General features: G+C 40.4%; 31 protein-coding genes. All 31 read right to left on the reverse strand.

The window, feature by feature from the left end; translation table 11 throughout:
• Nucleotides 1-17: 17 nt before the first annotated feature.
• The gene (gene map, locus FG390_RS12940; protein ID WP_141191458.1) at nucleotides 18-767 is read right to left on the reverse strand and encodes a type I methionyl aminopeptidase; all 750 of its coding nucleotides are present in this window, start codon (nucleotides 765-767) and stop codon (nucleotides 18-20) included.
• On the reverse strand, nucleotides 764-1,414 hold the full coding sequence (locus FG390_RS12945) for an adenylate kinase (protein ID WP_141191459.1): 651 nt from the start codon (nucleotides 1,412-1,414) through the stop codon (nucleotides 764-766). Before FG390_RS12945 ends, map begins: the two co-directional genes overlap by 4 nt.
• Nucleotides 1,415-1,446: 32 nt before the next feature.
• Nucleotides 1,447-2,733 carry a preprotein translocase subunit SecY gene (secY, locus tag FG390_RS12950; RefSeq protein WP_141191460.1) on the reverse strand — a complete coding sequence of 429 codons (1,287 nt, stop codon included), beginning with the start codon at nucleotides 2,731-2,733 and terminating at the stop codon, nucleotides 1,447-1,449.
• Entirely contained in the window at nucleotides 2,733-3,173 is a 441-nt protein-coding gene (gene rplO, locus FG390_RS12955; protein WP_141191461.1) for a 50S ribosomal protein L15, read from the reverse strand. Before rplO ends, secY begins: the two co-directional genes overlap by 1 nt.
• A 32-nt stretch (nucleotides 3,174-3,205) precedes the next feature.
• Complete coding sequence (gene rpmD, locus FG390_RS12960) at nucleotides 3,206-3,394, reverse strand: 50S ribosomal protein L30 (RefSeq protein WP_141191462.1); 189 nt, start codon at nucleotides 3,392-3,394, stop codon at nucleotides 3,206-3,208.
• A gap of 13 nt (nucleotides 3,395-3,407) precedes the next feature.
• The gene (gene rpsE, locus FG390_RS12965) at nucleotides 3,408-3,908 is read right to left on the reverse strand and encodes a 30S ribosomal protein S5 (protein WP_141191463.1); all 501 of its coding nucleotides are present in this window, start codon (nucleotides 3,906-3,908) and stop codon (nucleotides 3,408-3,410) included.
• A gap of 16 nt (nucleotides 3,909-3,924) precedes the next feature.
• Nucleotides 3,925-4,287 carry a 50S ribosomal protein L18 gene (rplR, locus tag FG390_RS12970; RefSeq protein ID WP_141191464.1) on the reverse strand — a complete coding sequence of 121 codons (363 nt, stop codon included), beginning with the start codon at nucleotides 4,285-4,287 and terminating at the stop codon, nucleotides 3,925-3,927.
• A 35-nt stretch (nucleotides 4,288-4,322) separates the two neighbouring features.
• Nucleotides 4,323-4,859 carry a 50S ribosomal protein L6 gene (gene rplF, locus FG390_RS12975; protein ID WP_141191465.1) on the reverse strand — a complete coding sequence of 179 codons (537 nt, stop codon included), beginning with the start codon at nucleotides 4,857-4,859 and terminating at the stop codon, nucleotides 4,323-4,325.
• A 29-nt stretch (nucleotides 4,860-4,888) separates the two neighbouring features.
• Nucleotides 4,889-5,287 carry a 30S ribosomal protein S8 gene (rpsH, locus tag FG390_RS12980; protein WP_141191466.1) on the reverse strand — a complete coding sequence of 133 codons (399 nt, stop codon included), beginning with the start codon at nucleotides 5,285-5,287 and terminating at the stop codon, nucleotides 4,889-4,891.
• Nucleotides 5,288-5,317: 30 nt separating this feature from the next.
• Nucleotides 5,318-5,503: a type Z 30S ribosomal protein S14 gene (locus FG390_RS12985; RefSeq protein WP_141191467.1), complete on the reverse strand. Its 186-nt coding sequence runs from the start codon at nucleotides 5,501-5,503 to the stop codon at nucleotides 5,318-5,320.
• A 23-nt stretch (nucleotides 5,504-5,526) separates the two neighbouring features.
• Complete coding sequence (rplE, locus tag FG390_RS12990) at nucleotides 5,527-6,066, reverse strand: 50S ribosomal protein L5 (RefSeq protein WP_141191468.1); 540 nt, start codon at nucleotides 6,064-6,066, stop codon at nucleotides 5,527-5,529.
• Nucleotides 6,067-6,092: 26 nt separating this feature from the next.
• On the reverse strand, nucleotides 6,093-6,413 hold the full coding sequence (rplX, locus tag FG390_RS12995) for a 50S ribosomal protein L24 (RefSeq protein ID WP_141191469.1): 321 nt from the start codon (nucleotides 6,411-6,413) through the stop codon (nucleotides 6,093-6,095).
• A 35-nt stretch (nucleotides 6,414-6,448) separates the two neighbouring features.
• Nucleotides 6,449-6,817 (reverse strand): 50S ribosomal protein L14, encoded by a 369-nt coding sequence (rplN, locus tag FG390_RS13000; protein ID WP_141191470.1) that lies wholly within the window; start codon nucleotides 6,815-6,817, stop codon nucleotides 6,449-6,451.
• A gap of 37 nt (nucleotides 6,818-6,854) precedes the next feature.
• Entirely contained in the window at nucleotides 6,855-7,121 is a 267-nt protein-coding gene (gene rpsQ / locus FG390_RS13005; protein ID WP_141191471.1) for a 30S ribosomal protein S17, read from the reverse strand.
• An 18-nt stretch (nucleotides 7,122-7,139) separates the two neighbouring features.
• Complete coding sequence (gene rpmC / locus FG390_RS13010; RefSeq protein ID WP_141191472.1) at nucleotides 7,140-7,343, reverse strand: 50S ribosomal protein L29; 204 nt, start codon at nucleotides 7,341-7,343, stop codon at nucleotides 7,140-7,142.
• The gene (gene rplP, locus FG390_RS13015; RefSeq protein ID WP_141191473.1) at nucleotides 7,333-7,767 is read right to left on the reverse strand and encodes a 50S ribosomal protein L16; all 435 of its coding nucleotides are present in this window, start codon (nucleotides 7,765-7,767) and stop codon (nucleotides 7,333-7,335) included. Before rplP ends, rpmC begins: the two co-directional genes overlap by 11 nt.
• 2 nt (nucleotides 7,768-7,769) lie before the next feature.
• Entirely contained in the window at nucleotides 7,770-8,429 is a 660-nt protein-coding gene (rpsC, locus tag FG390_RS13020; protein ID WP_141191474.1) for a 30S ribosomal protein S3, read from the reverse strand.
• Between the two features lie 3 nt (nucleotides 8,430-8,432).
• Nucleotides 8,433-8,774 carry a 50S ribosomal protein L22 gene (gene rplV / locus FG390_RS13025; RefSeq protein ID WP_141191475.1) on the reverse strand — a complete coding sequence of 114 codons (342 nt, stop codon included), beginning with the start codon at nucleotides 8,772-8,774 and terminating at the stop codon, nucleotides 8,433-8,435.
• 20 nt (nucleotides 8,775-8,794) lie between these two features.
• Nucleotides 8,795-9,073: a 30S ribosomal protein S19 gene (rpsS, locus tag FG390_RS13030; RefSeq protein WP_141191476.1), complete on the reverse strand. Its 279-nt coding sequence runs from the start codon at nucleotides 9,071-9,073 to the stop codon at nucleotides 8,795-8,797.
• 37 nt (nucleotides 9,074-9,110) lie between these two features.
• Nucleotides 9,111-9,941, reverse strand: coding sequence for a 50S ribosomal protein L2 (gene rplB / locus FG390_RS13035; RefSeq protein WP_141191477.1), 831 nt, complete (start codon nucleotides 9,939-9,941; stop codon nucleotides 9,111-9,113).
• Between the two features lie 29 nt (nucleotides 9,942-9,970).
• Nucleotides 9,971-10,261 carry a 50S ribosomal protein L23 gene (rplW, locus tag FG390_RS13040; RefSeq protein ID WP_141191478.1) on the reverse strand — a complete coding sequence of 97 codons (291 nt, stop codon included), beginning with the start codon at nucleotides 10,259-10,261 and terminating at the stop codon, nucleotides 9,971-9,973.
• On the reverse strand, nucleotides 10,261-10,884 hold the full coding sequence (gene rplD / locus FG390_RS13045) for a 50S ribosomal protein L4 (RefSeq protein ID WP_141191479.1): 624 nt from the start codon (nucleotides 10,882-10,884) through the stop codon (nucleotides 10,261-10,263). The genes rplW and rplD overlap by 1 nt, the downstream gene beginning before the upstream one ends.
• 17 nt (nucleotides 10,885-10,901) lie before the next feature.
• Nucleotides 10,902-11,531, reverse strand: a complete 630-nt coding sequence (rplC, locus tag FG390_RS13050; protein WP_141191480.1) for a 50S ribosomal protein L3 — start codon at nucleotides 11,529-11,531, stop codon at nucleotides 10,902-10,904.
• 31 nt (nucleotides 11,532-11,562) lie between these two features.
• Nucleotides 11,563-11,871: a 30S ribosomal protein S10 gene (gene rpsJ, locus FG390_RS13055; RefSeq protein WP_141191481.1), complete on the reverse strand. Its 309-nt coding sequence runs from the start codon at nucleotides 11,869-11,871 to the stop codon at nucleotides 11,563-11,565.
• Between the two features lie 434 nt (nucleotides 11,872-12,305).
• A complete protein-coding gene (gene tuf / locus FG390_RS13060) occupies nucleotides 12,306-13,493 on the reverse strand; it encodes an elongation factor Tu (protein WP_141191482.1) in 1,188 nt (395 codons plus the stop codon).
• Between the two features lie 160 nt (nucleotides 13,494-13,653).
• A complete protein-coding gene (gene fusA / locus FG390_RS13065; RefSeq protein WP_141191483.1) occupies nucleotides 13,654-15,732 on the reverse strand; it encodes an elongation factor G in 2,079 nt (692 codons plus the stop codon).
• Between the two features lie 30 nt (nucleotides 15,733-15,762).
• Nucleotides 15,763-16,233 (reverse strand): 30S ribosomal protein S7, encoded by a 471-nt coding sequence (rpsG, locus tag FG390_RS13070; RefSeq protein ID WP_141191512.1) that lies wholly within the window; start codon nucleotides 16,231-16,233, stop codon nucleotides 15,763-15,765.
• A gap of 30 nt (nucleotides 16,234-16,263) precedes the next feature.
• Complete coding sequence (gene rpsL / locus FG390_RS13075) at nucleotides 16,264-16,674, reverse strand: 30S ribosomal protein S12 (protein ID WP_141191484.1); 411 nt, start codon at nucleotides 16,672-16,674, stop codon at nucleotides 16,264-16,266.
• A gap of 103 nt (nucleotides 16,675-16,777) precedes the next feature.
• Entirely contained in the window at nucleotides 16,778-17,029 is a 252-nt protein-coding gene (locus tag FG390_RS13080; RefSeq protein WP_141191485.1) for a 50S ribosomal protein L7ae-like protein, read from the reverse strand.
• A 79-nt stretch (nucleotides 17,030-17,108) separates the two neighbouring features.
• Nucleotides 17,109-20,738 carry a DNA-directed RNA polymerase subunit beta' gene (gene rpoC / locus FG390_RS13085; RefSeq protein WP_141191486.1) on the reverse strand — a complete coding sequence of 1,210 codons (3,630 nt, stop codon included), beginning with the start codon at nucleotides 20,736-20,738 and terminating at the stop codon, nucleotides 17,109-17,111.
• Between the two features lie 143 nt (nucleotides 20,739-20,881).
• A complete protein-coding gene (gene rpoB, locus FG390_RS13090) occupies nucleotides 20,882-24,403 on the reverse strand; it encodes a DNA-directed RNA polymerase subunit beta (RefSeq protein ID WP_141191487.1) in 3,522 nt (1,173 codons plus the stop codon).
• Nucleotides 24,404-24,433: the final 30 nt, after the last annotated feature.

Consider the following 24,433-nt stretch of genomic DNA (forward strand, 5'->3'; position numbering starts at 1 on the left):
TCAATCATCACCTTCACTTATGGCTTTGTCAAGATTTCATAACCGTTTTCTGTAATAACAATGGTATGTTCATAATGAGCTGCGTTTTTGCCGTCTTCAGTGACAATTGTCCAGTCATCAGCTTCAATGATATTCACAAAACGGCTTCCTGCATTCACCATAGGCTCGACTGCAAGGACCATACCTGGCAAAAGACGTGGCCCACGTCCTGGACGTCCAAAGTTAGGTACATCTGGTTCTTCATGTAAGTCGCGACCAACCCCGTGACCAACAAGTTCACGAACAATGGAAAATCCATTGGACTCAACATATGTTTGGATAGCGTGGGATATGTTGGATAGTCCAACACCTGGCTTTGCTTGTTCCAAACCATGATATAAAGACTTTTCAGTTACTGATAGAAGCTTACGGTTTTTGTCAGAAATTGAGCCAACTGCAAATGTCCAAGCAGAATCGGCATGGAAACCCTGGTAACATGCACCTACATCAATACTGATGATGTCACCCTCTTGAAGAATCCTTGAACCTGGAATGCCGTGAGCAAGTTCATCATTTACGGAGGTACAAATACTTCCGAGAAAGCCATCATAACCTTTAAAAGAAGGATGTGCATCCCGGTCTTTAATGAACTTTTCTGCTATGCAATCTAGTTCAATTGTCTTTACACCAGGAGAAATAGCTTTTTCAAGCTCCTTTAAGCATAAGGCAACAATTCTACCAGAAGCCCTAATTTTCTCAATATCACTTGTTGATTTCAGCTTGATCACTTAAGTTCTCCAAGAATATGTGCAACTGAGTGAAATACGTCTTTAATATCTTGGTTTCCATCAAGCGTCTTTAAATAGCCTTTTTGGCTATAAAAGTCAAGTAAAGGTTGTTGTTGCTTAGTGTTAACCTGTAAACGCTGTTGAACCGTTTCTTCATGATCATCCGGTCGCTGCATGAGTGTAGCACCGTCTTTATCACAAATGCCAGGTTTTTTCGGAGGATTAAACTCGATGTGGTATGTCGTCCCACATTCAGGACACACACGACGACCTGTTAAACGTTTCATTAATTTACTTTGATCAACATCGATATAGAGTACAGCATCAATTTGACGATTGCTCTCGGACATAATTGTTTCCAATGCTTCAGCTTGTAAAACAGTTCTTGGGAAACCATCAAGCAGAAAACCATTTCTGCAATCATCTTTTCCTAAACGCTCACGAACGATACCAATCGTGACTTCATCTGGAACGAGATTACCTGCATCCATATATGATTTTGCTTCTTTTCCAAGTTTAGTTTGATCTTTGATTGCCTGTCTAAACATATCACCAGTTGAGATATGAGGCAATCCATAGTTTTCAACAATTTGTTCTGCCTGAGTACCTTTTCCGGCACCGGGTAGTCCCATAAGAATTAGGTTCATTCTACCCCTCCATCACAAGTATTCATAAAAAATTACCTTTTCATGAATCCTTTATAATTCCTTTTAACGAGTTGACCTTCAATTTTTTTCATCGTATCCAAAGCTACACCGACAACGATAAGTAAACTTGTTCCACCAATACGAACACTAGTTGGAAGATTGCCTACATCAGCAAAAATCATTGGCAACAACGCAATAAGAGCCAAGAAAATAGAACCGATAAAGGTTAAACGGTATAGAATCGTCGTTACGAACTCCTCGGTGTTTTTTCCTGGTCTGATTCCTGGAATATAACCGCCTTGTTTGTTCAAATTATCCGCCATTTTCTCCGGGTTAACTTGAACAAATGTATAGAAATAAGTAAAGGCAATAATTAATACTGCATAGATGAGCATACCAGTTATTGTCGTATAGTCAAACACATTGACAATCCATCGCGTGACAGCATTACTTGGAAAGAATCTAGCAATTGTAGGTGGTGTAATCATCAAGGAAATTGCGAAGATGACTGGAATTACACCTGCAGCATTCACCTTTATCGGCAAATGTGTTGCTTCTCCAACATACGTTTTGGTCCCTACTGTACGTTTAGCATATTGAATAGGTATTTTTCTGATTCCTTGTTGAACAAAAATGGTCCCCACAACAACCGCTAAAACAATAAGCAATATGACCAATAGTTCAAGAACTTGCAAGAACGTATTTGTAGCATCTTGGAAGCGATCGACATAAATTTGATTTATACTCGTAGGTATACGAGCGACAATCCCAGCAAAGATAATAATTGAGATACCATTACCAATACCGTGAGCCGTAATTTGTTCGCCTAACCACATTAAAAACGCTGTGCCGGCAGTCAAAATTATAGCAATGGTCGCGTAAGTCAAAATAGAAGGATTTTCAACCAATCCTGGGAATTGTGCGTTAAAGCCAATTGAAAGACCGATTGCTTCGAAAAAGCCAAGAATAATCGTCCCATATCTTGTTACTTGAGAAAGCTTGCGCCGCCCCATTTCACCTTGCTTTGACCATTCTGTAAACTTTGGCACGACATCCATCTGCAAAAGCTGCACAATGATGGATGAAGTGATGTAAGGCATGATTCCCATCGATAAAATCGAGAAGTTTTGCAAAGCCCCACCGCCAAAGGTATTAAACAAACCGAAAACACTTGAATCATTTAAATTAATGATCTCAGTGTTAATGTTTGGCACCGGAATAAATGTTCCGAGTCTAAAAATAATGAGCATTACAAGTGTAAAAATAATTTTGCGACGTATTTCTTTCACTCGCCACATACTGGAGATCGTCTGAAACATTAGATCACCTCAATGTTTCCGCCAGCCGCCTCAATTGCTTCTTTGGCAGAAGCAGAGAATTTATGTGCTTTTACAGTTAATTTCTTGTTAAGTTGACCTTGACCAAGAACTTTGACACCATCATTAAGCTTACGAATAATGCGGTTTTGTAAAAGCAATTCCGGTGTTACTTCTGTACCTTCATCGAATTTATTCAACGTCTCAAGGTTCACAAGACTGTATTCTTTACGTGTAGGGTTTTTAAATCCACGTTTTGGCAAGCGTTGAATGAGAGGCATTTGTCCACCTTCAAATCCTGGACGTACGCCACCGCCTGAACGTGATTTTTGTCCTTTTTGACCACGGCCAGATGTTTTACCAAGACCTGAGCCATATCCACGACCGACACGTTTACGCGCATGACGTGAACCTTCTGCTGGTTTCAATTCATGGAGTTTCATGTTGGCACCTCCTCTTAATTTAGAATTCTATATTATTCGTTAATTTCGTTGACCTCTAATAGATGTGATACTTTATTAATCATACCACGGATTGCATCGTTATCTGGTTGAACAACTGTTTGGTTTGTTTTAGAAAGACCCAACGTTTTAACAGTCACACGTTGAGATTCAGGACGACCAATAACGCTTCGTTTGAGGGTGATTTCAAGTTTGTTTGCCATTGTCATTCCCCCCTTATCCTAGCAATTCTTCTACAGATTTACCACGCAATTTAGCAACATCTTCTGCACGTTTCAAGCTTTTAAGGCCAGCAACTGTTGCACGAACCATGTTCGTAGGGTTGTTGGATCCAAGAGATTTAGAAAGAATGTCACCAAGACCTGCTAATTCGAGTACGGCACGAACTGGACCCCCAGCAATAATACCGGTACCTTCTGAAGCTGGTTTCAACAACACACTTCCTGCACCGAATCTACCTGTTACTTGGTGTGGAATTGTTGTATTTACAATTGGTACGCTAAACATATTTTTCTTAGCGTCTTCGACTGCTTTACGGATAGCTTCTGGAACCTCTTGAGCTTTACCAGAACCAAAACCTACATTACCTTTTTTGTCACCTACAATGACTAAGGCAGCAAAACGAAAACGACGTCCACCTTTAACAACTTTTGCTACACGATTAATTGTAACAACGCGTTCTTCTAATTCTGATTTGTTGCGATCATTATTTGCCATGGATTCCCCTCCTTTATTAGAATTTTAATCCTGCTTCACGAGCACTTTCGGCGAGAGCTTTTACACGACCATGATAAAGGTATCCGCCTCTATCAAATACGACTGTATCTACTCCTTTTTCCAAGGCACGTTTTGCAATCAATTCGCCAACTTTTTTAGCTGCTTCAACATTATTTCCTTTATCATTATCAAAATCTTTGTCAACAGAAGATGAAGATACAAGCGTTATACCTTTAGTATCATCAATGAGTTGAGCATAGATATGTTTTGAAGAACGGAAAACATTCAAACGTGGTCGTTCTGTAGTTCCTTCAACACGACGACGTATGTGTTTGTGTCTTTTTTTACGCGCGGCATTTTTATCTTGCTTTGTAATCATAGACTTTAAGTCACTCCTTTCCGCTAGAATGCTACTTATTTACCAGTTTTACCTTCTTTACGACGTACCCGTTCGCCTTCGTAACGAATCCCTTTACCTTTATAAGGTTCAGGTGGGCGAATAGCACGAATATTAGCTGCAACAGCTCCAACACGTTCTTTGCTAATACCAAGAACAGATACTTTGTTGTTTCCTTCAACGTTAATTTCAATACCTTCTTCAGGTACAATTTCAACTGGATGAGAGTAACCAACGTTTAATACAAGATTCTTTCCTTGTTTGCTAGCACGGTAACCTACACCAACAAGTTCAAGTTTCTTTTCGTAACCTTTCGTTACACCTTCAACCATGTTACTAATTAAACTGCTTGTTGTTCCGTGCAAGGAACGGTGTTGTTTGGAGTTCGTTGGAACTGAAACAACGATTTGATTTTCTTCTTGTTTAATATTCATATCAGCATGGAACTCACGGCTAAGTTCACCTTTAGGCCCTTTTACTGATACGTGATTGCCTTCGATCGTTACTGTAACATCGTTAGGTACAGCAGTAGGTCTTAAACCAATTCGAGACATCGTGACACCTCCATTCTTTGTATCTTTAATTACCAGACATAAGCTAGAACTTCGCCGCCAACTTGTTGCTTGCGAGCTTCTTTGTCCGTAATGATTCCTTTAGATGTTGAAACGATAGCAATACCGAGTCCACCAAGAACACGTGGTACTTCATTTGCTTTTGCGTAAACACGAAGACCAGGTTTACTAATACGTTTTAAACCAGTAATGACACGTTCGTTGTTAGCACCGTATTTCAAGAAAATACGAATAACGCCTTGTTTCGCATCTTTAATGTATTCTACATCTTTAATAAAGCCCTCACGCTTTAAAATTTCAGCTATTTCTCGTTTGACTCTTGAACCAGGTAGTTCTAACTGTTCATGGCGAACAGTATTCGCATTACGAATGCGAGTCAGCATATCCGCTACTGGATCTGTCATGACCATTCAAAACAACCTCCTTCCCTTAACTTGGTTTTACCAACTTGCTTTTTTTACGCCTGGAATTTGTCCTTTATATGCGAGTTCACGGAAGCAAATTCTGCATAATTTGAATTTCCGTAATACGGAATGCGGACGACCACAACGTTCACAACGTGTATATTCTTGAACAGCGAATTTTTTTTCGCGTTGTTGCTTAATGATCATTGATTTTTTAGCCAAAATTATTCCCTCCTTGCAACGATTTATTTAGCGAATGGCATACCAAGAAGAGTTAATAACTCGGCAGCTTCTTCGTCTGTTTTTGCTGTTGTGACAACAACAATATCCATGCCGCGTACTTTGCTCACTTTATCATAATCGATCTCAGGGAAAATAAGTTGTTCACGAACTCCTAGTGTATAGTTTCCACGTCCATCAAAAGCTTTTTTTGATACTCCACGGAAGTCACGTACACGAGGAAGTGATACTGTAACAAGTTTATCTAAAAAATCATACATACGTTCTTTACGTAAAGTTACTTTAGTCCCAATAGGCATTCCTTCACGCAATTTAAAACCTGCAATTGATTTTTTGGCACGTGTTACAACTGGTTTTTGACCAGATAATGCAGTTAATTCTTCTACAGCACTGTCAAGAGCTTTAGAATTTGAAACAGCATCACCAACACCCATGTTAATAACAACTTTTTCAATTCTAGGAACTTCCATTACGGAAGAATAATTAAATTTTTCAATTAAAGCAGGAACAACTTCCTTCTCATATTTCTCTTTGAAACGGCTCATGCGTTTACCTCCTTTCAAAGACGGCATTAATTATCAAATACTTCGCCTGATTTTTTGGCGAATCTCACTTTTTTGCCGTTCTCTATTCTATAGCCTACACGTGTAGGTTCGTTTGTTTTTGGATCAAGTGGCATCACGTTTGAAACATGAATAGGTGCTTCAAATTCAACAATACCACCTTGTGTACTCATTTGATTTGGTTTTGAGTGTTTTTTCACCACATTTACACCTTCAACAACCACACGTTGTTTCGATGGAAATGCTTCGAGAATGACACCTTGTTTACCTTTATCTTTACCAGAGATAACTTGGACCTTATCTCCTTTTTTAACATGTAAATGAGCCATGGAAGAGCGCACCTCCTTCTTTACTTACTTTGCTATTATAATACTTCCGGAGCGAGCGACACGATTTTCATGAACTGCCCTTCACGTAATTCACGTGCAACAGGTCCAAAAATACGCGTACCGCGTGGGCTTTTGTCATCACGGATAATGACAGCAGCATTTTCATCAAAACGGATATAAGATCCATCAGTACGGCGCATGCCTTGTTTCGTACGAACGACGACGGCTTTAACAACTTCGCCTTTCTTAACAACGCCTCCTGGTGTTGCTTGTTTGACCGAAGCAACAATCACATCGCCAATATTAGCTGTCTTTCTTCCAGAACCGCCGAGAACTTTAATCGTTAAAATCTCACGTGCACCAGAGTTGTCAGCAACCTTCAAACGGCTTTCTTGTTGAATCATTCAAGTTACCTCCCTTCAGCTTATCACCTGAAATAGGTTAGATAATAACTGCTTCTTCTACAATATCAACTAAACGGAAACGTTTGTCTTTTGAAAGTGGGCGAGTTTCCATAATTCTTACTGTATCGCCGATTTTCGCTTTATTTTCTTCATCATGTGCTTTATATTTTTTAGAATATTTCACACGTTTTCCATAAAGCTTATCTTTTTTATATGTTTCAATTAATACTGTGATGGTTTTGTCCATTTTATCAGACACAACGCGACCAACATATTCTTTACGACTATTACGATCTTCAGTCATTCGGAGAACCTCCTCTCATCAACCGTTTTGGATTTTCAATTCACGCTCACGCAATACTGTTTTAGCACGAGCAATTGATTTTCTAACTTCGCGAATACGAGCAGGGTTTTCCAATTGTCCCGTGGCTAACTGAAAACGTAGGTTAAACAATTCTTCTTTTAGGGACTGTACATTTTGTTCTACTTCAGCAGTGGTTAAATTACGAATTTCATTAGTTTTCACTTGCGTCACCACCCACTTCTTCCCGTTTTACGAATTTCGTTTTAACTGGTAATTTGTGTGATGCAAGACGAAGAGCTTCACGTGCTACTTCTTCTGAAACACCACCAACTTCAAATAATACACGGCCTGGTTTTACAACAGCTACCCAACCCTCAGGCGCCCCTTTACCAGAACCCATTCGAACTTCAAGAGGTTTAGCTGTGTAAGGTTTTTGAGGGAAGATTTTGATCCAAACCTTACCACCACGTTTCATGAAACGTGTCATCGCGATACGAGCTGCTTCGATTTGACGACTAGTTACCCATGAAGATGTTTGTGCTTGTAAACCATACTCACCAAAAGTAACTGTAGCGCCGCCTTTCGTACGACCACGCATTTTCCCACGATGTTGTCTACGATATTTAACACGTTTAGGCATTAACATGATTATTTTCCTCCTTCCTTATTTTTCGTTCCTTTCGTTGGAAGGACTTCGCCACGGTAGATCCATACTTTTACACCAAGTTTGCCGTATGTTGTATCGGCTTCAGCTGTACCATAATCGATATCAGCACGCAAGGTATGAAGTGGTACTGTACCTTCGCTATAGTCCTCAGAACGAGCAATATCAGCGCCACCAAGACGTCCTGATACTTGTGTTTTAATTCCTTTTGCTCCAGCTCTCATAGCTCTTGTGATTGTTTGCTTTTGTGCACGACGCCATGAAATACGTCCTTCTAATTGACGAGCAATGTTTTCAGCCACAAGTTTTGCATCCATGTCAGCTTGTTTAATTTCAAAAATGTTCACATGAACTTTTTTTCCAGTTAGATCATTAAGAGCTTTTCTTAAAGATTCAACTTCTGAACCACCTTTACCAATAACCATACCAGGTTTGGCAGTTTTAATGGTTACGTTGATGCGGTTGGCAGCACGTTCTAATTCAATAGAAGAAACTGCAGCATCTTTAAGTCTGTTTTCAATATATTTACGGATTTTGATATCCTCATGGAGATATTCAGCATAATTTTTGTCTGCATACCATTTGGATTCCCAATCGCGAATAACGCCAATTCTAAACCCTATTGGATTAACTTTCTGTCCCACGTATTATCCCTCCTTTTGTTCTGATACGATGACTGTAATGTGACTCGTACGTTTGTTGATTTTGCTTGCACGTCCCATAGCACGAGGGCGGAAACGTTTCAAAGTTGCGCCTTCATCAACAAATGCTTGTGATACAACTAAATCATTTGCTTCTAAATCATAGTTATGCTCCGCATTGGCAATCGCTGAGTTTAATACTTTTTCAACGATAGGAGAAGCTGCCTTCGGTGTATTGCGAAGGATAGCAATCGCTTCACCAACTTGTTTGCCCCGAATAAGATCAATCACTAAACGTGCCTTACGAGGAGCAATTCGTACTTGTTTTGCAACAGCTTTAGCTTGCATGTGTTATTTCCTCCTCTCTATTAACGGCTCGTTTTTTTATCGGAAGCTGCGTGTCCGCGATAAGTACGAGTAGGTGCAAATTCACCTAGTTTATGTCCTACCATATCTTCAGAAACATAGACTGGCACATGTTTACGACCATCATAAACCGCAATTGTGTGTCCAATAAATTCCGGGAAAATTGTTGAACGACGTGACCAAGTTTTGATCACTCTCTTTTCGTTTTTTTCATTCATGTTTGTTACTTTAACCATTAAATGATCATCGACAAAAGGTCCTTTTTTAAGGCTACGACCCATGAATAGACCTCCTTCCTTATTAGAAAATTAATCGTTATTATTTTTTACGACGACGAACGATAAACTTATCTGAAGGTTTGTTGCGTTTTCTAGTTTTGTAACCAAGAGTTGGTTTACCCCATGGAGACATTGGTGATTTACGTCCGATTGGAGCACGTCCTTCACCACCACCGTGTGGGTGATCATTAGGGTTCATGACAGAACCACGAACAGTTGGGCGTTTACCTAACCAACGAGAACGACCAGCTTTACCAACAGACACGAGTTCGTGTTCAAGATTTCCAACTTGACCAATTGTTGCGCGGCAAGTTTCAAGAATCATACGAACTTCTCCAGAACCGAGACGTACAAGAACGTATTTACCTTCTTTACCAAGGATCTGTGCTTCAGCACCCGCTGAACGAACTAATTGACCACCGTTTCCTGGTTTTAATTCGATGTTATGAATAATAGTACCGACAGGAATGTTTTTAAGTGGTAAAGCATTACCTACTTTAATATCCGCATCTACTCCAGACATGATTGGTGTACCTACTTTGATACCTTTAGGTGCAAGAATATATCTTTTTTCACCATCTGCGTAGTTGATCAACGCGATATTCGCTGTACGATTTGGATCATATTCAATTGTAGCAACGCGTCCTGGTATTCCATCTTTGTTACGTTTGAAGTCAATAATACGATATTTTCTTTTATGACCGCCACCTTGATGACGTACAGTCAATTTACCTTGGTTGTTACGGCCAGCTTTTTTAGATAGGCCCGTTACTAGAGATTTTTCAGGTTTATTTGTTGTAATCTCTGCAAAATCTAATGAAGACATGTTGCGTCGACCATTAGAGGTTGGTTTGTACTTTTTGATTGGCATGTCGGTTTCCCTCCTTCTCTAATTATTGATTAAACACCTTCATAGAAGTTAATTTCATTGCTATCTGGAGTTAATGTGACAACCGCTTTTTTGCGTGCTGATGTATAACCAGAATAACGGCCAAAACGTTTTGGCTTACCTTTAACATTCAATGTGTTTACTTTTGAAACTTTAACGCCGAATATACCTTCAACTGCACGTTTGATTTCTGATTTGTTTGCTTTACGGTCAACGATAAATGTGTACTTTTTGTCAGCCATAATGTCCGTTGAGTGTTCCGTAATGACGGGGCGCTTAATAACATCGCGTGGATCTTTCATTATCCTAGCACCTCCTCTAACTTAGCTGCTGCTTCCTTAGTTACGATCAATTTGTCGTGAGAAACGACATCAAGAACATTTACTTCAGGAGCAGTTAGCACTGTTACACCAGGAATATTACGAGATGATAAAACGACAGTTTCGTCAAGCTCAGATGTTACAATAAGAGCTTTTTTCGTTGCTGATAGATTTGTTAATACATTTGAAAACTCTTTTGTTTTAGGTGCTTCAAATGCTAGGTTATCAAGAACAATCAATTCGTTTTCTTTCACTTTTGAAGAAAGCGCAGATTTGATTGCTAGACGGCGAGCTTTCTTAGGTATTTTGTAGCTATAACTACGTGGTGTTGGTCCGAATACAGTACCGCCACCTACCCATTGTGGTGATCGAATAGAACCTTGACGTGCACGTCCAGTTCCTTTTTGACGCCATGGTTTACGTCCGCCACCTCTTACTGCCGAACGGTTTTTTGTTGCATGAGTACCTTGACGACGTGAAGCTTGTTGCATCACGATGGCTTGGTATAAAACTTGTTCATTTGGTTCAATCCCGAACACGCTATCTGCGAGTTCAATATTTCCAACTTCAGATCCTTTTTGATCTAATACAACTAATTTTGGCATGGAAGCATCCTCCTTTCTTATTTAGCTTTTACAGCACTTTTGATCGCAAGATAGCTTTTTTTAGCTCCTGGTACGTTGCCTTTGATTAATAAAAGATTACGATCAGTATCTACTCTTACGATTTCAAGGTTTTGTACAGTGATTTGTTCTCCACCCATACGTCCAGGGAGAGCTTTACCTTTAAATACTCGAGCCGCATCAACTGCACCCATTGAACCAGGACGACGGTGATAACGAGAGCCGTGTGCCATAGGTCCACGAGATTGGTTGTGACGTTTGATTGAACCTGCAAAGCCTTTACCTTTTGAAGTTCCAGTAACATCAACAACGTCTCCAGATTTAAACACATCTACTTTAATTTCTTGTCCGAGTTCATACTCGTCAAGATTTACATCACGGAATTCCTTAATGAAGCGCTTAGGCGCTGTTTTAGCTTTTTCAGCAAGACCTTTTTCTGGTTTAGTTGCGCGTGATTCTTTTTGATCATCGAAACCAACTTGAATCGCTGCGTAACCATCACTTTCAACGGTTTTCTTTTGAAGAACAACGTTGTTAGCTGCTTCAACCACCGTTACAGGGATCACATCACCGTTATCAGAAAAGATTTGTGTCATGCCGATTTTTTTCCCTAAGATTCCTTTGGTCATCCGTAACACCTCCTATTAATTTCATTTAATTTTATAATTTGATTTCAATGTCTACACCTGATGGAAGATCCAATCTCATCAATGAATCAACCGTTTGTGGTGTTGGCTCTACAATATCAATTAAACGCTTATGCGTGCGCATTTCGAATTGTTCGCGAGAATCTTTGTATTTATGAACAGCACGAAGAATTGTGTAGATTGATTTTTCAGTTGGCAATGGGATCGGCCCCGATACCTTAGCCCCCGAACGTTTTGCAGTGTCTACAATTTTTTCTGCTGATGAATCTAAAATACGATGATCATAAGCTTTCAAACGAATACGAATTTTTTGCTTTGCCATGATAATTCCCTCCTTTTCGCCCATTTTTGGAAACAGACTACTCCGCGAAAATATCCGAACAACCCACCTTGGCAAAGGAGCCGGGTGTGTCCGCAACCTTCCGCATCATCGCTATACCCAACCACTCTATTATACACTGACATAGGCGCCAGTGCAAGAGTAATCTCAATAACTACTGTTTAATTTCACTTTGTCTATTATATAAACTTTTAAAGCAAAGATCAAATGTTTTATGAAAGTAATTTATTCCTATTTTTTCCGTGCATTTGAACTTGCATAAAGTCTTTGCTTTAGAATTAGATCCTCAATTATTCTTTCTCAAGTTCTAACTGGTAATATGTAAACATACCCATTTGTAAGACCCTTTTAGTGATCATGTTTTTTCGGATTAAAAAAAGAGTGCCGTAAAAGGCACTCTTTTGAAGATAAAGTTATTATTCGTTGATTGAAGATACAACGCCCGCACCAACAGTACGTCCGCCTTCACGAATTGTGAATTTAGTACCGTCTTCGATAGCGATTGGAGCGATCAATTCAACAGTCATTGTTACGTTATCGCCAGGCATAACCATTTCCACACCTTCTGGAAGGCTGATTGTACCAGTTACATCAGTTGTACGGAAATAGAATTGTGGACGATAGTTAGAGAAGAATGGAGTATGACGGCCACCTTCTTCTTTAGTTAAAACATAAACTTCAGCGCTGAATTTTTTGTGTGCATTTACAGTGCCTGGTTTTACGAGTACTTGACCACGTTCTACGTCAGTACGGTCAACACCACGTAAGAGGGCACCAATGTTGTCACCAGCTTCAGCAAAGTCGAGAAGTTTACGGAACATTTCAACACCAGTTACAGTTGTTTTCTTAGGAGCTTCAGTCAAACCTAAGATTTCAACTTCGTCACCGACTTTAACTTGACCACGTTCTACACGGCCAGTTGCAACTGTTCCACGACCAGTGATAGAGAATACATCTTCGACTGGCATCATGAATGGTTTATCAGTGTCACGTTCTGGAGTTGGAATGTATTCATCAACTTCTTTCATAAGTTCATGAATCGCTTCTTCGTATTTAGCATCGCCTTGAAGAGCTTTCAATGCAGAACCTTTGATAACTGGAACGTCATCGCCAGGGAATTCATATTCAGTAAGTAGATCGCGAACTTCCATTTCAACAAGTTCAAGTAATTCTTCGTCATCAACCATGTCGCATTTGTTTAAGAATACAACGATTGAAGGAACACCACATTGACGAGAAAGAAGGATGTGTTCACGAGTTTGTGGCATTGGGCCATCAGCTGCAGATACAACTAGGATAGCTCCGTCCATTTGAGCTGCACCAGTGATCATGTTTTTTACATAGTCAGCGTGTCCTGGGCAGTCAACGTGTGCATAGTGACGATTTTCAGTTTCATACTCAACGTGTGCAGTTGAGATTGTAATACCACGTTCACGTTCTTCTGGAGCACCATCAATTGAATCGTAAGCGCGAGCTTCAGCACCACCTGTTTTAGCAAGAACAGTAGTGATAGCTGCTGTTAAAGTTGTTTTACCATGGTCAACGTGACCGATTGTACCGATATTAACATGCGGTTTAGAGCGTTCGTATTTTGCTTTACCCATGAGTATATTTCCTCCTTTAATCTCTAAAAGAAAGTTTTAAGTATATTTATTTGTAGTAAGAGGGGGACAAGTAGAGATCCACTGTCCACCACTTAGCTTACAATAAAACGAATGATTACACAACCAAAACTCATTAGTCATCTAAACAATTATATGAGACTTATGCACCGGTTGCTTTAGAAATGATTTCTTCACTTACAGCTTTAGGAACTGCTTCATAGTGATCAAATTGCATAGAGTAAGTACCACGGCCTTGAGTGCTTGAACGAAGTGTCGTTGCATAGCCAAACATTTCAGCAAGTGGAACATGTGCATTAACGACCTGCGCACCAGCACGAGCTTCCATACCATCAACGCGTCCGCGACGGCTCGTAATATCACCCATAATATCACCGAGATATTCTTCAGGCATAACAACTTCTACTTTCATGATTGGCTCAAGAATAACTGGAGCACATGCGTCTTTAGCTTTTTTAAGAGCCATAGACGCTGCAATCTTAAATGCCATTTCGTTTGAGTCAACATCATGATAAGATCCATCAACAAGTCTTGCTTTTATGTCAATTAAAGGATAGCCTGCTAGCAAACCATTTTGAAGTGAATCTTTTAAGCCGGCTTCAACCGCTGGAATATATTCACGAGGAACAACCCCACCGACGATTTTATTTTCAAATTCAAATCCGCCGCCTTCTTCAAGTGGTTCGAACTCGATCCAAACGTGTCCGTATTGTCCACGTCCACCTGATTGACGAACAAATTTTCCTTCAACTCTACCTGCTTTTTTAATTGTTTCACGATAGGCTACTTGAGGCGCACCAACATTAGCATCAACTTTGAATTCACGACGAAGACGGTCAACAATAATGTCTAGGTGAAGTTCACCCATACCACCGATGATTGTTTGCCCGGTTTCTTCATTTGTTTCCGTTTTAAAAGTCGGATCTTCTTCGGCAAGTTTTGCAAGTGCAGCACCCATTTTATCTTGGTCTGCTTTTGACTTAGGCTCAATAGCGACGTGGATAACAGGTTCAGGGAATTCCATAGATTCTAGGATAACGAGATTTTTCTCATCACAGAGAGTATCTCCTGTTGTCGTATCTTTCAAACCTACTGCAGCAGCGATGTCCCCAGAATAAACCGTTTTGATTTCATTTCTGTGGTTGGCATGCATTTGAAGAATACGCCCCAAACGTTCACGTTTACCTTTTGTCGAGTTTTGAACATATGAACCAGCATCAGCTGTACCAGAATAAACACGGAAGAACGTTAATTTACCAACATAAGGATCGGTCATAACTTTGAAAGCAAGCGCAGAGAATGGTTCTTTGTCATCTGCATGACGCTCTACTTCTTCTTCAGTATCAGGGATAACCCCTTTAATAGATGGTACATCAAGTGGTGAAGGAAGGTAGTCGATTACCGCGTCAAGAACAAGTTGAACCCCTTTGTTTTTAAAAGCGGAACCACAAAGCATTGGATATAATTTAACATCACAAGTACCTTTACGGATACCAGCTTTGAGTTCTTCTACAGTAACTTCTTCACCTTCAAGATATTTCATCATTAAATCTTCATCAAGCTCACAAACTGCTTCAACGAGTTTGTCATGGTATTCTTGTGCTTGATCTTTGTATTCATCTGGAATTTCACGTGCATCCGTTCGAGTTCCTAAATCGTCTTCATAGTAATAGGCTTTCATTTCTACAAGGTCGATAATGCCTTCGAAATTATCTTCAGCTCCGATTGGTAACTGAATTGGATGTGCATTCGCTTGAAGACGATCGTGCATGGTCTTCATGGAGTACAAGAAATCAGCGCCGATTTTATCCATTTTATTAACAAACACAATACGTGGAACGCCGTATGTTGTTGCTTGACGCCAAACCGTTTCTGTTTGTGGTTCTACGCCTGATTGAGCATCAAGAACTGCGACAGCACCGTCAAGTACACGAAGTGAACGTTCAACTTCTACAGTAAAGTCGACGTGTCCAGGTGTATCAATGATGTTGACGCGGTGGTTGTTCCACTGAGCTGTTGTCGCAGCAGATGTAATCGTGATACCGCGTTCTTGCTCTTGCTCCATCCAGTCCATTTGTGAAGCACCTTCATGTGTTTCACCAATTTTGTGGATACGACCAGAATAGAAAAGGATACGTTCTGTTGTTGTTGTCTTACCAGCATCAATGTGAGCCATGATACCGATATTACGAGTCTTTTCCAAGGAGAATTCTCTAGCCATCTTGTTCTCTCCTTCCTTATAGTATTTTTCTTACCAGCGATAGTGGGCGAATGCTTTGTTAGCTTCGGCCATTTTGTGCATATCTTCACGTTTCTTAACTGAAGCACCCGTATTGTTAGAAGCATCAATGATTTCATTGGCAAGTCTTTCTACCATCGTTTTTTCGCCACGAAGACGTGAGTAATTCACGAGATAGCGGAGACCAAGTGTTGTACGACGTTCTGGACGCACCTCCACTGGTACTTGGTAGTTTGATCCACCTACACGACGAGCTTTAACTTCTAAAACAGGCATAACGTTTTTAAGTGCCTGATCAAACACTTCCATAGGGTCTTGATTAGTACGTTCCTTGACTAAATCAAATGCTTTATAAAGGATTTTTTGAGCAATTCCTCTTTTACCGTCTTTCATGATTCGGTTGATTAAACGAGTAACGAGTTTTGAATTGTAAAGCGGATCTGGCAATACATCTCGCTTTTCAACAGGACCTTTTCTTGGCATCATAACCCCTCCTTTCAGGTTTATTTAGAATTATTTAGGTTTTTTTGCACCGTATTTTGAACGACCTTGTTTACGGTCATTAACAGCTGCTGTATCAAGAGCTCCACGCACGATGTGATAACGTACACCAGGAAGGTCTTTTACACGACCACCGCGAATAAGGACAACGCTGTGTTCTTGTAAGTTGTGACCAATACCAGGGATATAAGCATTCACTTCAATGTTGTTTGACAAACGAACACGTGCATATTTACGAAGTGCTGAGTTCGGTTTTTTTGGAGTTAACGTACCAACACGAGTACATACACCACGTTTTTGTGGAGAAGATTCATTTGTTAAAGATTTTTTGAAGCTGTTATAACCTCTGTTAAGTGCTGGTGAATCTGATTTTTTCGTTTTAGACTTACGTCCTTGACGAATAAGTTGATTAATTGTAGGCATTATTTTTTCCTCCCTTCGAATATTTTAAACCCACTGATCCAGGCGGTTCATTTTTGATCAAAAAATTTGTTTTTGCACAATAAAAAAGCTTGATGCAAAAACATTATCTTTTTATAGCGACCGCTGCTGCACCAACATCAATGCCACAAGCTTTACCAAGCTTCTTCATTGAGTCAACTGCATGTATCGGTACATTTAGCTGTTGAGCTAGTTCTATGACTTTATTGATCACACGATAATCGGCGTCTTCAGCAACAACAACTTCTTTAATCTGGTTGTCTTTAAGAGCTTTGAGCGCCTGCTTCGTACCAATAATTATTCCGCTTTTCGCCTGTGTTACTTTATCATAAGACATACTGATATCCTCCAAAGCAACAAGGTGTCAGGAGCACTCAGTTATAATAACACCGAGCACTCCTCCTTGTCAATACTCTTTAGCTTTCTTGATTTACAAGTTCTTCTTTTTCAGCCACTTGGCCTTCGATTTTCTCTTCAGATTCCATTGTTTTAGCCGTTTTGATGTCACGATAGTTTGGCATCCCTGTTCCTGCTGGGACAAGTTTACCAATGATAACATTCTCTTTCAAGCCGAGAAGCTCATCGCTTTTACCTTTAATAGCAGCATCCGTTAGAACACGAGTCGTTTCCTGGAAGGATGCAGCAGATAAGAACGATTCTGTTTCAAGAGATGCTTTTGTAATTCCAAGAAGAACAGGTCTTCCTGTTGCAGGGACGTTTTCTGCAAGCAATACATCTCTATTAACGTCTTTGAATGCATGAATATCTACTAAAGCACCCGGCAAGATGTTTGTATCTCCAGAATCTGTGACTCTAATTTTACGCATCATTTGACGAACCATAACCTCAACGTGTTTATCGCCAACTTCTACCCCTTGCATACGGTATACTTTTTGAACCTCTCGAAGGAGATATTTTTGTACTCCTGAGACGCCAGCTACATGAAGCAGTTCTTTTGGATCAATAGATCCTTCCGTTAGAACCTGACCTGGAACAACTTCGTCGCCAACAGCCACTTTTAATCTCGCACCTAGAGGTACTGAGTAGCTGCGTGATTCAAGTTCTCCTTGAATGGTCACTTCACGTTTATCTTTGAGCTCATTGATAGCCGTTACTTTACCAGATAGTTCGGTAATGGTTGCCTGCCCTTTTGGATTTCTCGCTTCAAATAACTCTTGAATACGAGGAAGACCCTGTGTGATATCATCACCAGCAACCCCACCAGTGTGGAATGTACGCATGGTTAACTGTGTACCAGGCTCACCGATAGATTGTGCAGCGATAATACCAACAGCTTCACCGACTTCAACTTCCGAGCCTGTAGCTAAGTTACGGCCGTAGCATTTTTTACAAACACCGTGTCTTGTTGCACATTTGAATACCGAGCGAATGCTGACTTCATCGATGCCAGCGCCAACAATTTTAGCAGCCGTATCTTCATCAATTTCTTCGCCTTTTTTGACAAGAATTTCATCGTTCTCAGGGTTATATACCGTTTCATGTGCTGTACGCCCAACTAAACGATCATATAAACTCTCAATTTCTTCATTACCTTCTTTAATCGCACGAACAACGAGCCCTTGATCTGTTCCACAGTCTTCTTCGCGCACAATGACATCTTGGGCAACATCAACAAGACGACGAGTCAAGTAACCCGAGTCAGCCGTTTTAAGGGCCGTATCGGCAAGACCTTTACGGGCACCGTGTGTGGATATGAAGTATTCTTGAACAGTTAATCCTTCACGGAAACTAGAACGAATTGGAAGTTCGATAATACGTCCAGATGGGTTTGCCATCAATCCACGCATACCAGCGAGCTGAGTAAAGTTAGAGGCGTTACCACGAGCTCCAGAATCACTCATCATGAAAATAGGGTTCGTTTTTTCAAGAGAGTTCATCAGTTTGGCTTGGATGGTATCCTTCGCACGACTCCAAATGGAGACAACGCGTTCATAACGTTCTTCTTCTGTTATAAGACCTCTTCTGAACTGTTTTAATACTTTATTGACTTTTTCCTCAGCTTCGTTAAGAATATCTTGTTTTTCAGGTAACACGATAATATCCGCGACACCTACTGTAATCCCTGCTTTAGTTGAATAAGCAAAGCCAAGCGATTTCATACGGTCAAGCATTTTCGAGGTTTCTGTCATTCTGAAACGTTTAAACACTTCAGCAATGATGTCACCAAGCATACCTTTTTTAAATGGTGAAACTTCATCACGTGCTTTTATTTCATCGGATACATTCGTTCCCATTGGAACAAAATATTTGTCCGGCGTTGCAACTTCAAGGTTGTATTTTGTCGGTTCATTCATATAAGGGAATGATTTAGGTAAGATTTTATTAAAGATTAACTTACCAACCGTGGTTAATAAATACTGTTTGTTTTGTTCTTCTGTAAAAGTCTCATTATGAACAGATGAAGCTGGCACTGCAATACGAGTATGCAAGTGTACGTAGCCGTTTTGATAAGCCATAACGGCTTCATTGTCATCTTTAAAGACTTTCCCTTCACCGATAGCCCCTTTTCTTTCAAGGGTTAAGTAATAGTTTCCAAGCACCATATCCTGCGAAGGCGTAACAACTGGTTTACCATCTTTCGGATTCAAGATGTTTTGTGCAGCCAGCATGAGTAACCTTGCTTCTGCTTGTGCTTCTGCAGATAGAGGTACGTGAACAGCCATTTGGTCACCATCAAAGTCAGCGTTATATGCTGTACATACGAGCGGGTGCAAACGAATAGCTCGGCCTTCTACGATCGTAGGTTCAAAGGCTTGGATACCCAGTCTGTGCAACGTCGGTGCACGGTTAAGAAGGACTGGATGTTCCTTAATAACCTCTTCAAGAACGCCCCAAACATCAGGATGAATTTTTTCAACCTTACGTTTTGCACTCTTAATATTATGCGCAATCCCTTTGGCCACAAGTTCTTTCATGACAAATGGTTTGAAGAGTTCAAGCGCCATTTCCTTAGGCAATCCACATTGGTACATGTGAAGATTTGGACCAACGACGATAACCGAACGGCCTGAGTAGTCAACACGTTTACCGAGAAGGTTTTGTCTGAAACGACCTTGCTTCCCTTTCAACATATGAGATAACGATTTTAATGGACGGTTACCTGGACCTGTTACAGGTCTACCGCGACGTCCATTATCGATTAATGCATCGACAGCTTCTTGTAGCATACGTTTTTCGTTTTGTACAATAATGCTAGGTGCACCCAAGTCAAGCAACCGTTTTAAACGATTATTACGGTTAATGACCCGGCGATAAAGATCGTTTAAGTCAGATGTTGCAAAACGACCACCATCTAGTTGAACCATTGGTCTAAGTTCTGGCGGTATAACAGGAAGAACATCTAAAATCATCCATGTAGGATCGTTTTCAGAATTTCTGAATGCTTCAAGAACTTCAAGTCGTTTGATGGCACGCGTACGGCGTTGACCTTGAGCTGTGTGAAGCTCCTCTTTTAAAGCATCCGCTTCTTTCGCTAACTCAACATCTTGGAGAAGTTTTTTAATGGCTTCTGCACCCATGCCTGCTTTGAAAGTATTACCATATTTTTCACGATAGTTACGATATTCTTTTTCGGATAACAATTGTTTTTTCTCAAGTGGCGTATCGCCAACATCAGTCACAACATATGATGCAAAATAGATAACTTCTTCTAGAGCACGAGGCGACATGTCTAATAGAAGGCCCATTCGGCTTGGTATCCCTTTAAAATACCAAATATGTGAAACAGGTGCAGCTAATTCAATGTGACCCATCCGTTCTCGACGTACTTTTGCACGCGTAACTTCAACACCACAACGATCACAAACAACACCTTTGTATCTTACACGTTTGTATTTACCGCAATGACACTCCCAGTCTTTAGTTGGACCGAAAATACGTTCACAAAAAAGACCATCCTTTTCTGGCTTAAGTGTTCGGTAGTTTATTGTTTCTGGTTTTTTTACTTCCCCGCGTGACCATGATCTTATTTTATCCGGTGATGCAAGACCAATTTTCATGTACTCAAACTTATTAACATCCAACAAGGGGGCAACCTCCCTTATAAATTCAGTGTTTTATTATCGTTCACCGAGAATTTGAATAAACAAATCATAATGTAATCTAAAAGTTTTGCTTAGAGAAAAGAATTTAACCAACGACGAACAAGGTCGCCGTTGGAAATCCATTATTATACATTCACACTTGCGTTTTCATTTACAGGTTCCTCTTCGTCATCAATATCACGGATGTCAATCTCTTCTTTGGTGCCAGAGAGAATCTTAACATCCATTCCTAGACTTTGAAGTTCTTTGATTAATACTTTAAAGGACTCTGGAACACCTGGTTCAGGTACATTTTCACCTTTAACAATAGATTCATATGTTTTCACACGACCCACGACGTCATCTGATTTAACAGTAAGAATTTCTTGTAATGTGTAAGCAGCACCGTATGCTTCAAGTGCCCAAACTTCCATTTCCCCGAAACGTTGTCCTCCAAATTGTGCTTTACCACCAAGAGGTTGTTGCGTAACGAGTGAATATGGCCCCGTAGAACGCGCATGCAGTTTATCATCAACCATGTGTGCAAGTTTGATCATGTACATGATACCAACAGATACACGGTTATCAAATGGTTCTCCAGTTCTTCCATCATACAGCACTGTTTTTCCATCTCTTGATAAGCCTGCTTCAGCAAGTGTATTCCATACATCATCTTCACGAGCACCGTCAAATACTGGTGTCGCAACTTTTAAACCTAATTCTCTGGCAGCCATACCTAAGTGCAACTCTAATACTTGACCGATGTTCATCCGAGACGGCACACCAAGAGGGTTCAACATGATATCTAGCGGACGGCCATCTGGCATAAATGGCATATCTTCTTCAGGTAATATACGAGAGATAACCCCTTTATTACCGTGACGTCCAGCCATTTTATCACCTTCGTGTATTTTACGTTTTTGAACAATATATACACGAACAAGTTCGTTTACACCTGGTGGTAATTCATCACCGTCTTCACGGTTGAAGATTTTCACATCGTGGACGATACCACCTCCACCGTGAGGAACTCTCAGTGATGTATCACGTACTTCACGTGCTTTTTCTCCGAAAATAGCGTGAAGCAACCTTTCTTCTGCTGTGAGTTCGGTGACCCCTTTTGGCGTAACTTTACCCACGAGTATATCTCCATCTTTCACTTCCGCACCGACTCGAATAATACCGCGGTTATCGAGATTATGCAAAGCGTCTTCCCCAACGTTCGGGATATCACGAGTGATTTCTTCTGGTCCAAGTTTCGTGTCACGTGCATCCGATTCATATTCTTCAATGTGAATCGATGTATAGACATCATTTTTCACGAGATTCTCACTCATGATGATCGCATCTTCATAGTTATAACCATCCCAAGTCATGAAGCCAACAAGGACGTTGCGACCTAAGGCTAATTCACCTTTATCCATGGATGGACCATCTGCAAGGATTTCACCCTTATCAACAACCGTTCCTTTTTCAACAATCGGTTTTTGATTATAACAGGTTCCTTGGTTAGAACGTTCGTATTTTTGAAGTTTATAAGTTACGAGATCACCTTCGACATCTCGTCCACCCACTTCTTCAATTGTACGAATCTTGATGTATTTAGCTGATACATACTCAACGCGTCCACGATGCTTAGCACGGATAGCTGCACCTGAATCTCTCGCCGATACATATTCCATTCCTGTTCCGACGATTGGTGAATCTGGAACAAGTAGCGGAACCGCTTGACGTTGCATGTTCGCACCCATCAAGGCCCGGTTAGAGTCATCGTTCTCTAAGAACGGAATACATGCTGTAGCGGCAGATACAACCTGTTTCGGTGAAACATCCATGTAGTCAACACGTTCTTTTTTAACAACAATGTTTTCACTACGGAAACGTGAAATGATCTCATCTTCTACAAAATAACCTTCATCATCAAGTTTGGCATTGGCTTGGGCAACAACATAATTATCTTCTTCGTCAGCCGTTAGATAATCAATATGTCCCGTTACTTTGCCGGTTTCAGGATCCACTCTGCGATATGGTGTTTCAATAAATCCAAATTTATTTACTCTCGCATAGCTAGATAGCGAGTTAATTAATCCAATGTTTGGTCCCTCAGGTGTTTCAATCGGACACATACGACCATAGTGAGAATAGTGAACGTCACGAACTTCAAATCCAGCACGTTCTCTAGTCAAACCACCTGGTCCGAGAGCTGAAAGACGACGTTTGTGCGTAAGTTCAGCAAGCGGGTTCGTTTGGTCCATGAATTGAGAGAGCTGAGAACTACCGAAAAATTCTTTTATCGATGCGATAACCGGTCGAATGTTGATTAATGCTTGAGGAGTAACTGCATTGGTATCTTGAATCGACATTCTTTCACGTATTACACGTTCCATTCTGGATAAACCAATTCTAAATTGGTTTTGTAATAATTCACCCACAGATCTTAGACGACGATTACCTAAATGATCAATGTCATCTGTGTCGCCAATCCCGTGCAATAAATTGAAAAAGTAATTAATTGAAGATAAAATATCTGCTGGTGTAATGTGCTTAACTGATGTATCAATTTGCCCATTACCCATGACTTTGATTACTTTATCGCCATCTTCATCATTAGGAGAATAAACACTAATTGATTGAACAGTGATATTTTGACCCTCTGCTACACCATCTGCCGGTGTATAATCGTTGTAGCCCATTTTCTCTTCAATAATAGGTAATAGGCGGTCTAACGTACGACGATCAAGTAAGGTTCCTTCATCGGCAACGATTTCGCCCGTTTCAGGATCAATCAACTTTTCTGCTAGTCTTTGATTAAAAAGACGATTCTTAATGTGAAGTTTTTTATTTATTTTATACCGACCAACATTTGCAAGGTCATAGCGTTTTGGATCAAAAAAGCGACTTTCTAGTAAACTTTTTGCATTATCCACTGTTGGCGGCTCACCAGGGCGAAGGCGCTCATAAATTTCAATCAACGCTTTTTCAGTACCTTCAGTATTGTCCTTTTCTAAGGTATTCTTAAGGTACTCATCTTCACCTAGTAAATCGATGATTTCTTGATCAGAGCCAAACCCTAACGCACGTAAGAGAACGGTCACTGGAAGCTTCCTTGTCCGGTCTATTCTTACATAAACGACATCTTTGGCATCTGTCTCATATTCTAACCAAGCGCCTCGGTTTGGAATAACAGTAGCGGTAAAGCCTTGTTTACCATTTTTATCGAACTTTTCATTGTAGTATACGCTAGGCGAACGAACAAGCTGAGATACAATAACGCGCTCAGCTCCATTGATTATAAAAGTTCCCGATTCTGTCATTAACGGGAAGTCACCCATAAAGACTTCTTGCTCCTTAACTTCCCCGGTTTCTTTGTTAATGAGACGTACTTTTACTCTCAGCGGCGCAGCATATGTCACATCGCGAGACTTAGATTCATCAACAGAATACTTTGGTTCTCCTAAGCTATAGTCAATAAACTCTAAAACAAGATTGCCAGTAAAATCTTCTACTGGAGAAATGTCTTGAAACATTTCCCTGATGCCCTCATCAAGAAACCACTGATATGAGGCTGTTTGAATTTCAATGAGATTAGGGAGTTCTAACACTTCTTTTATTCGCGCATAACTCCTGCGTTGGCGGTGCCGTCCGTATTGTACGAGTTGACCTGTCAACTGATTCACCCCTCAAATCATGCATATTGA

Origin of the sequence: Terrilactibacillus laevilacticus (assembly GCF_006517395.1) — a bacterium.
Taxonomy (GTDB): domain Bacteria; phylum Bacillota; class Bacilli; order Bacillales; family Sporolactobacillaceae; genus Terrilactibacillus; species Terrilactibacillus laevilacticus.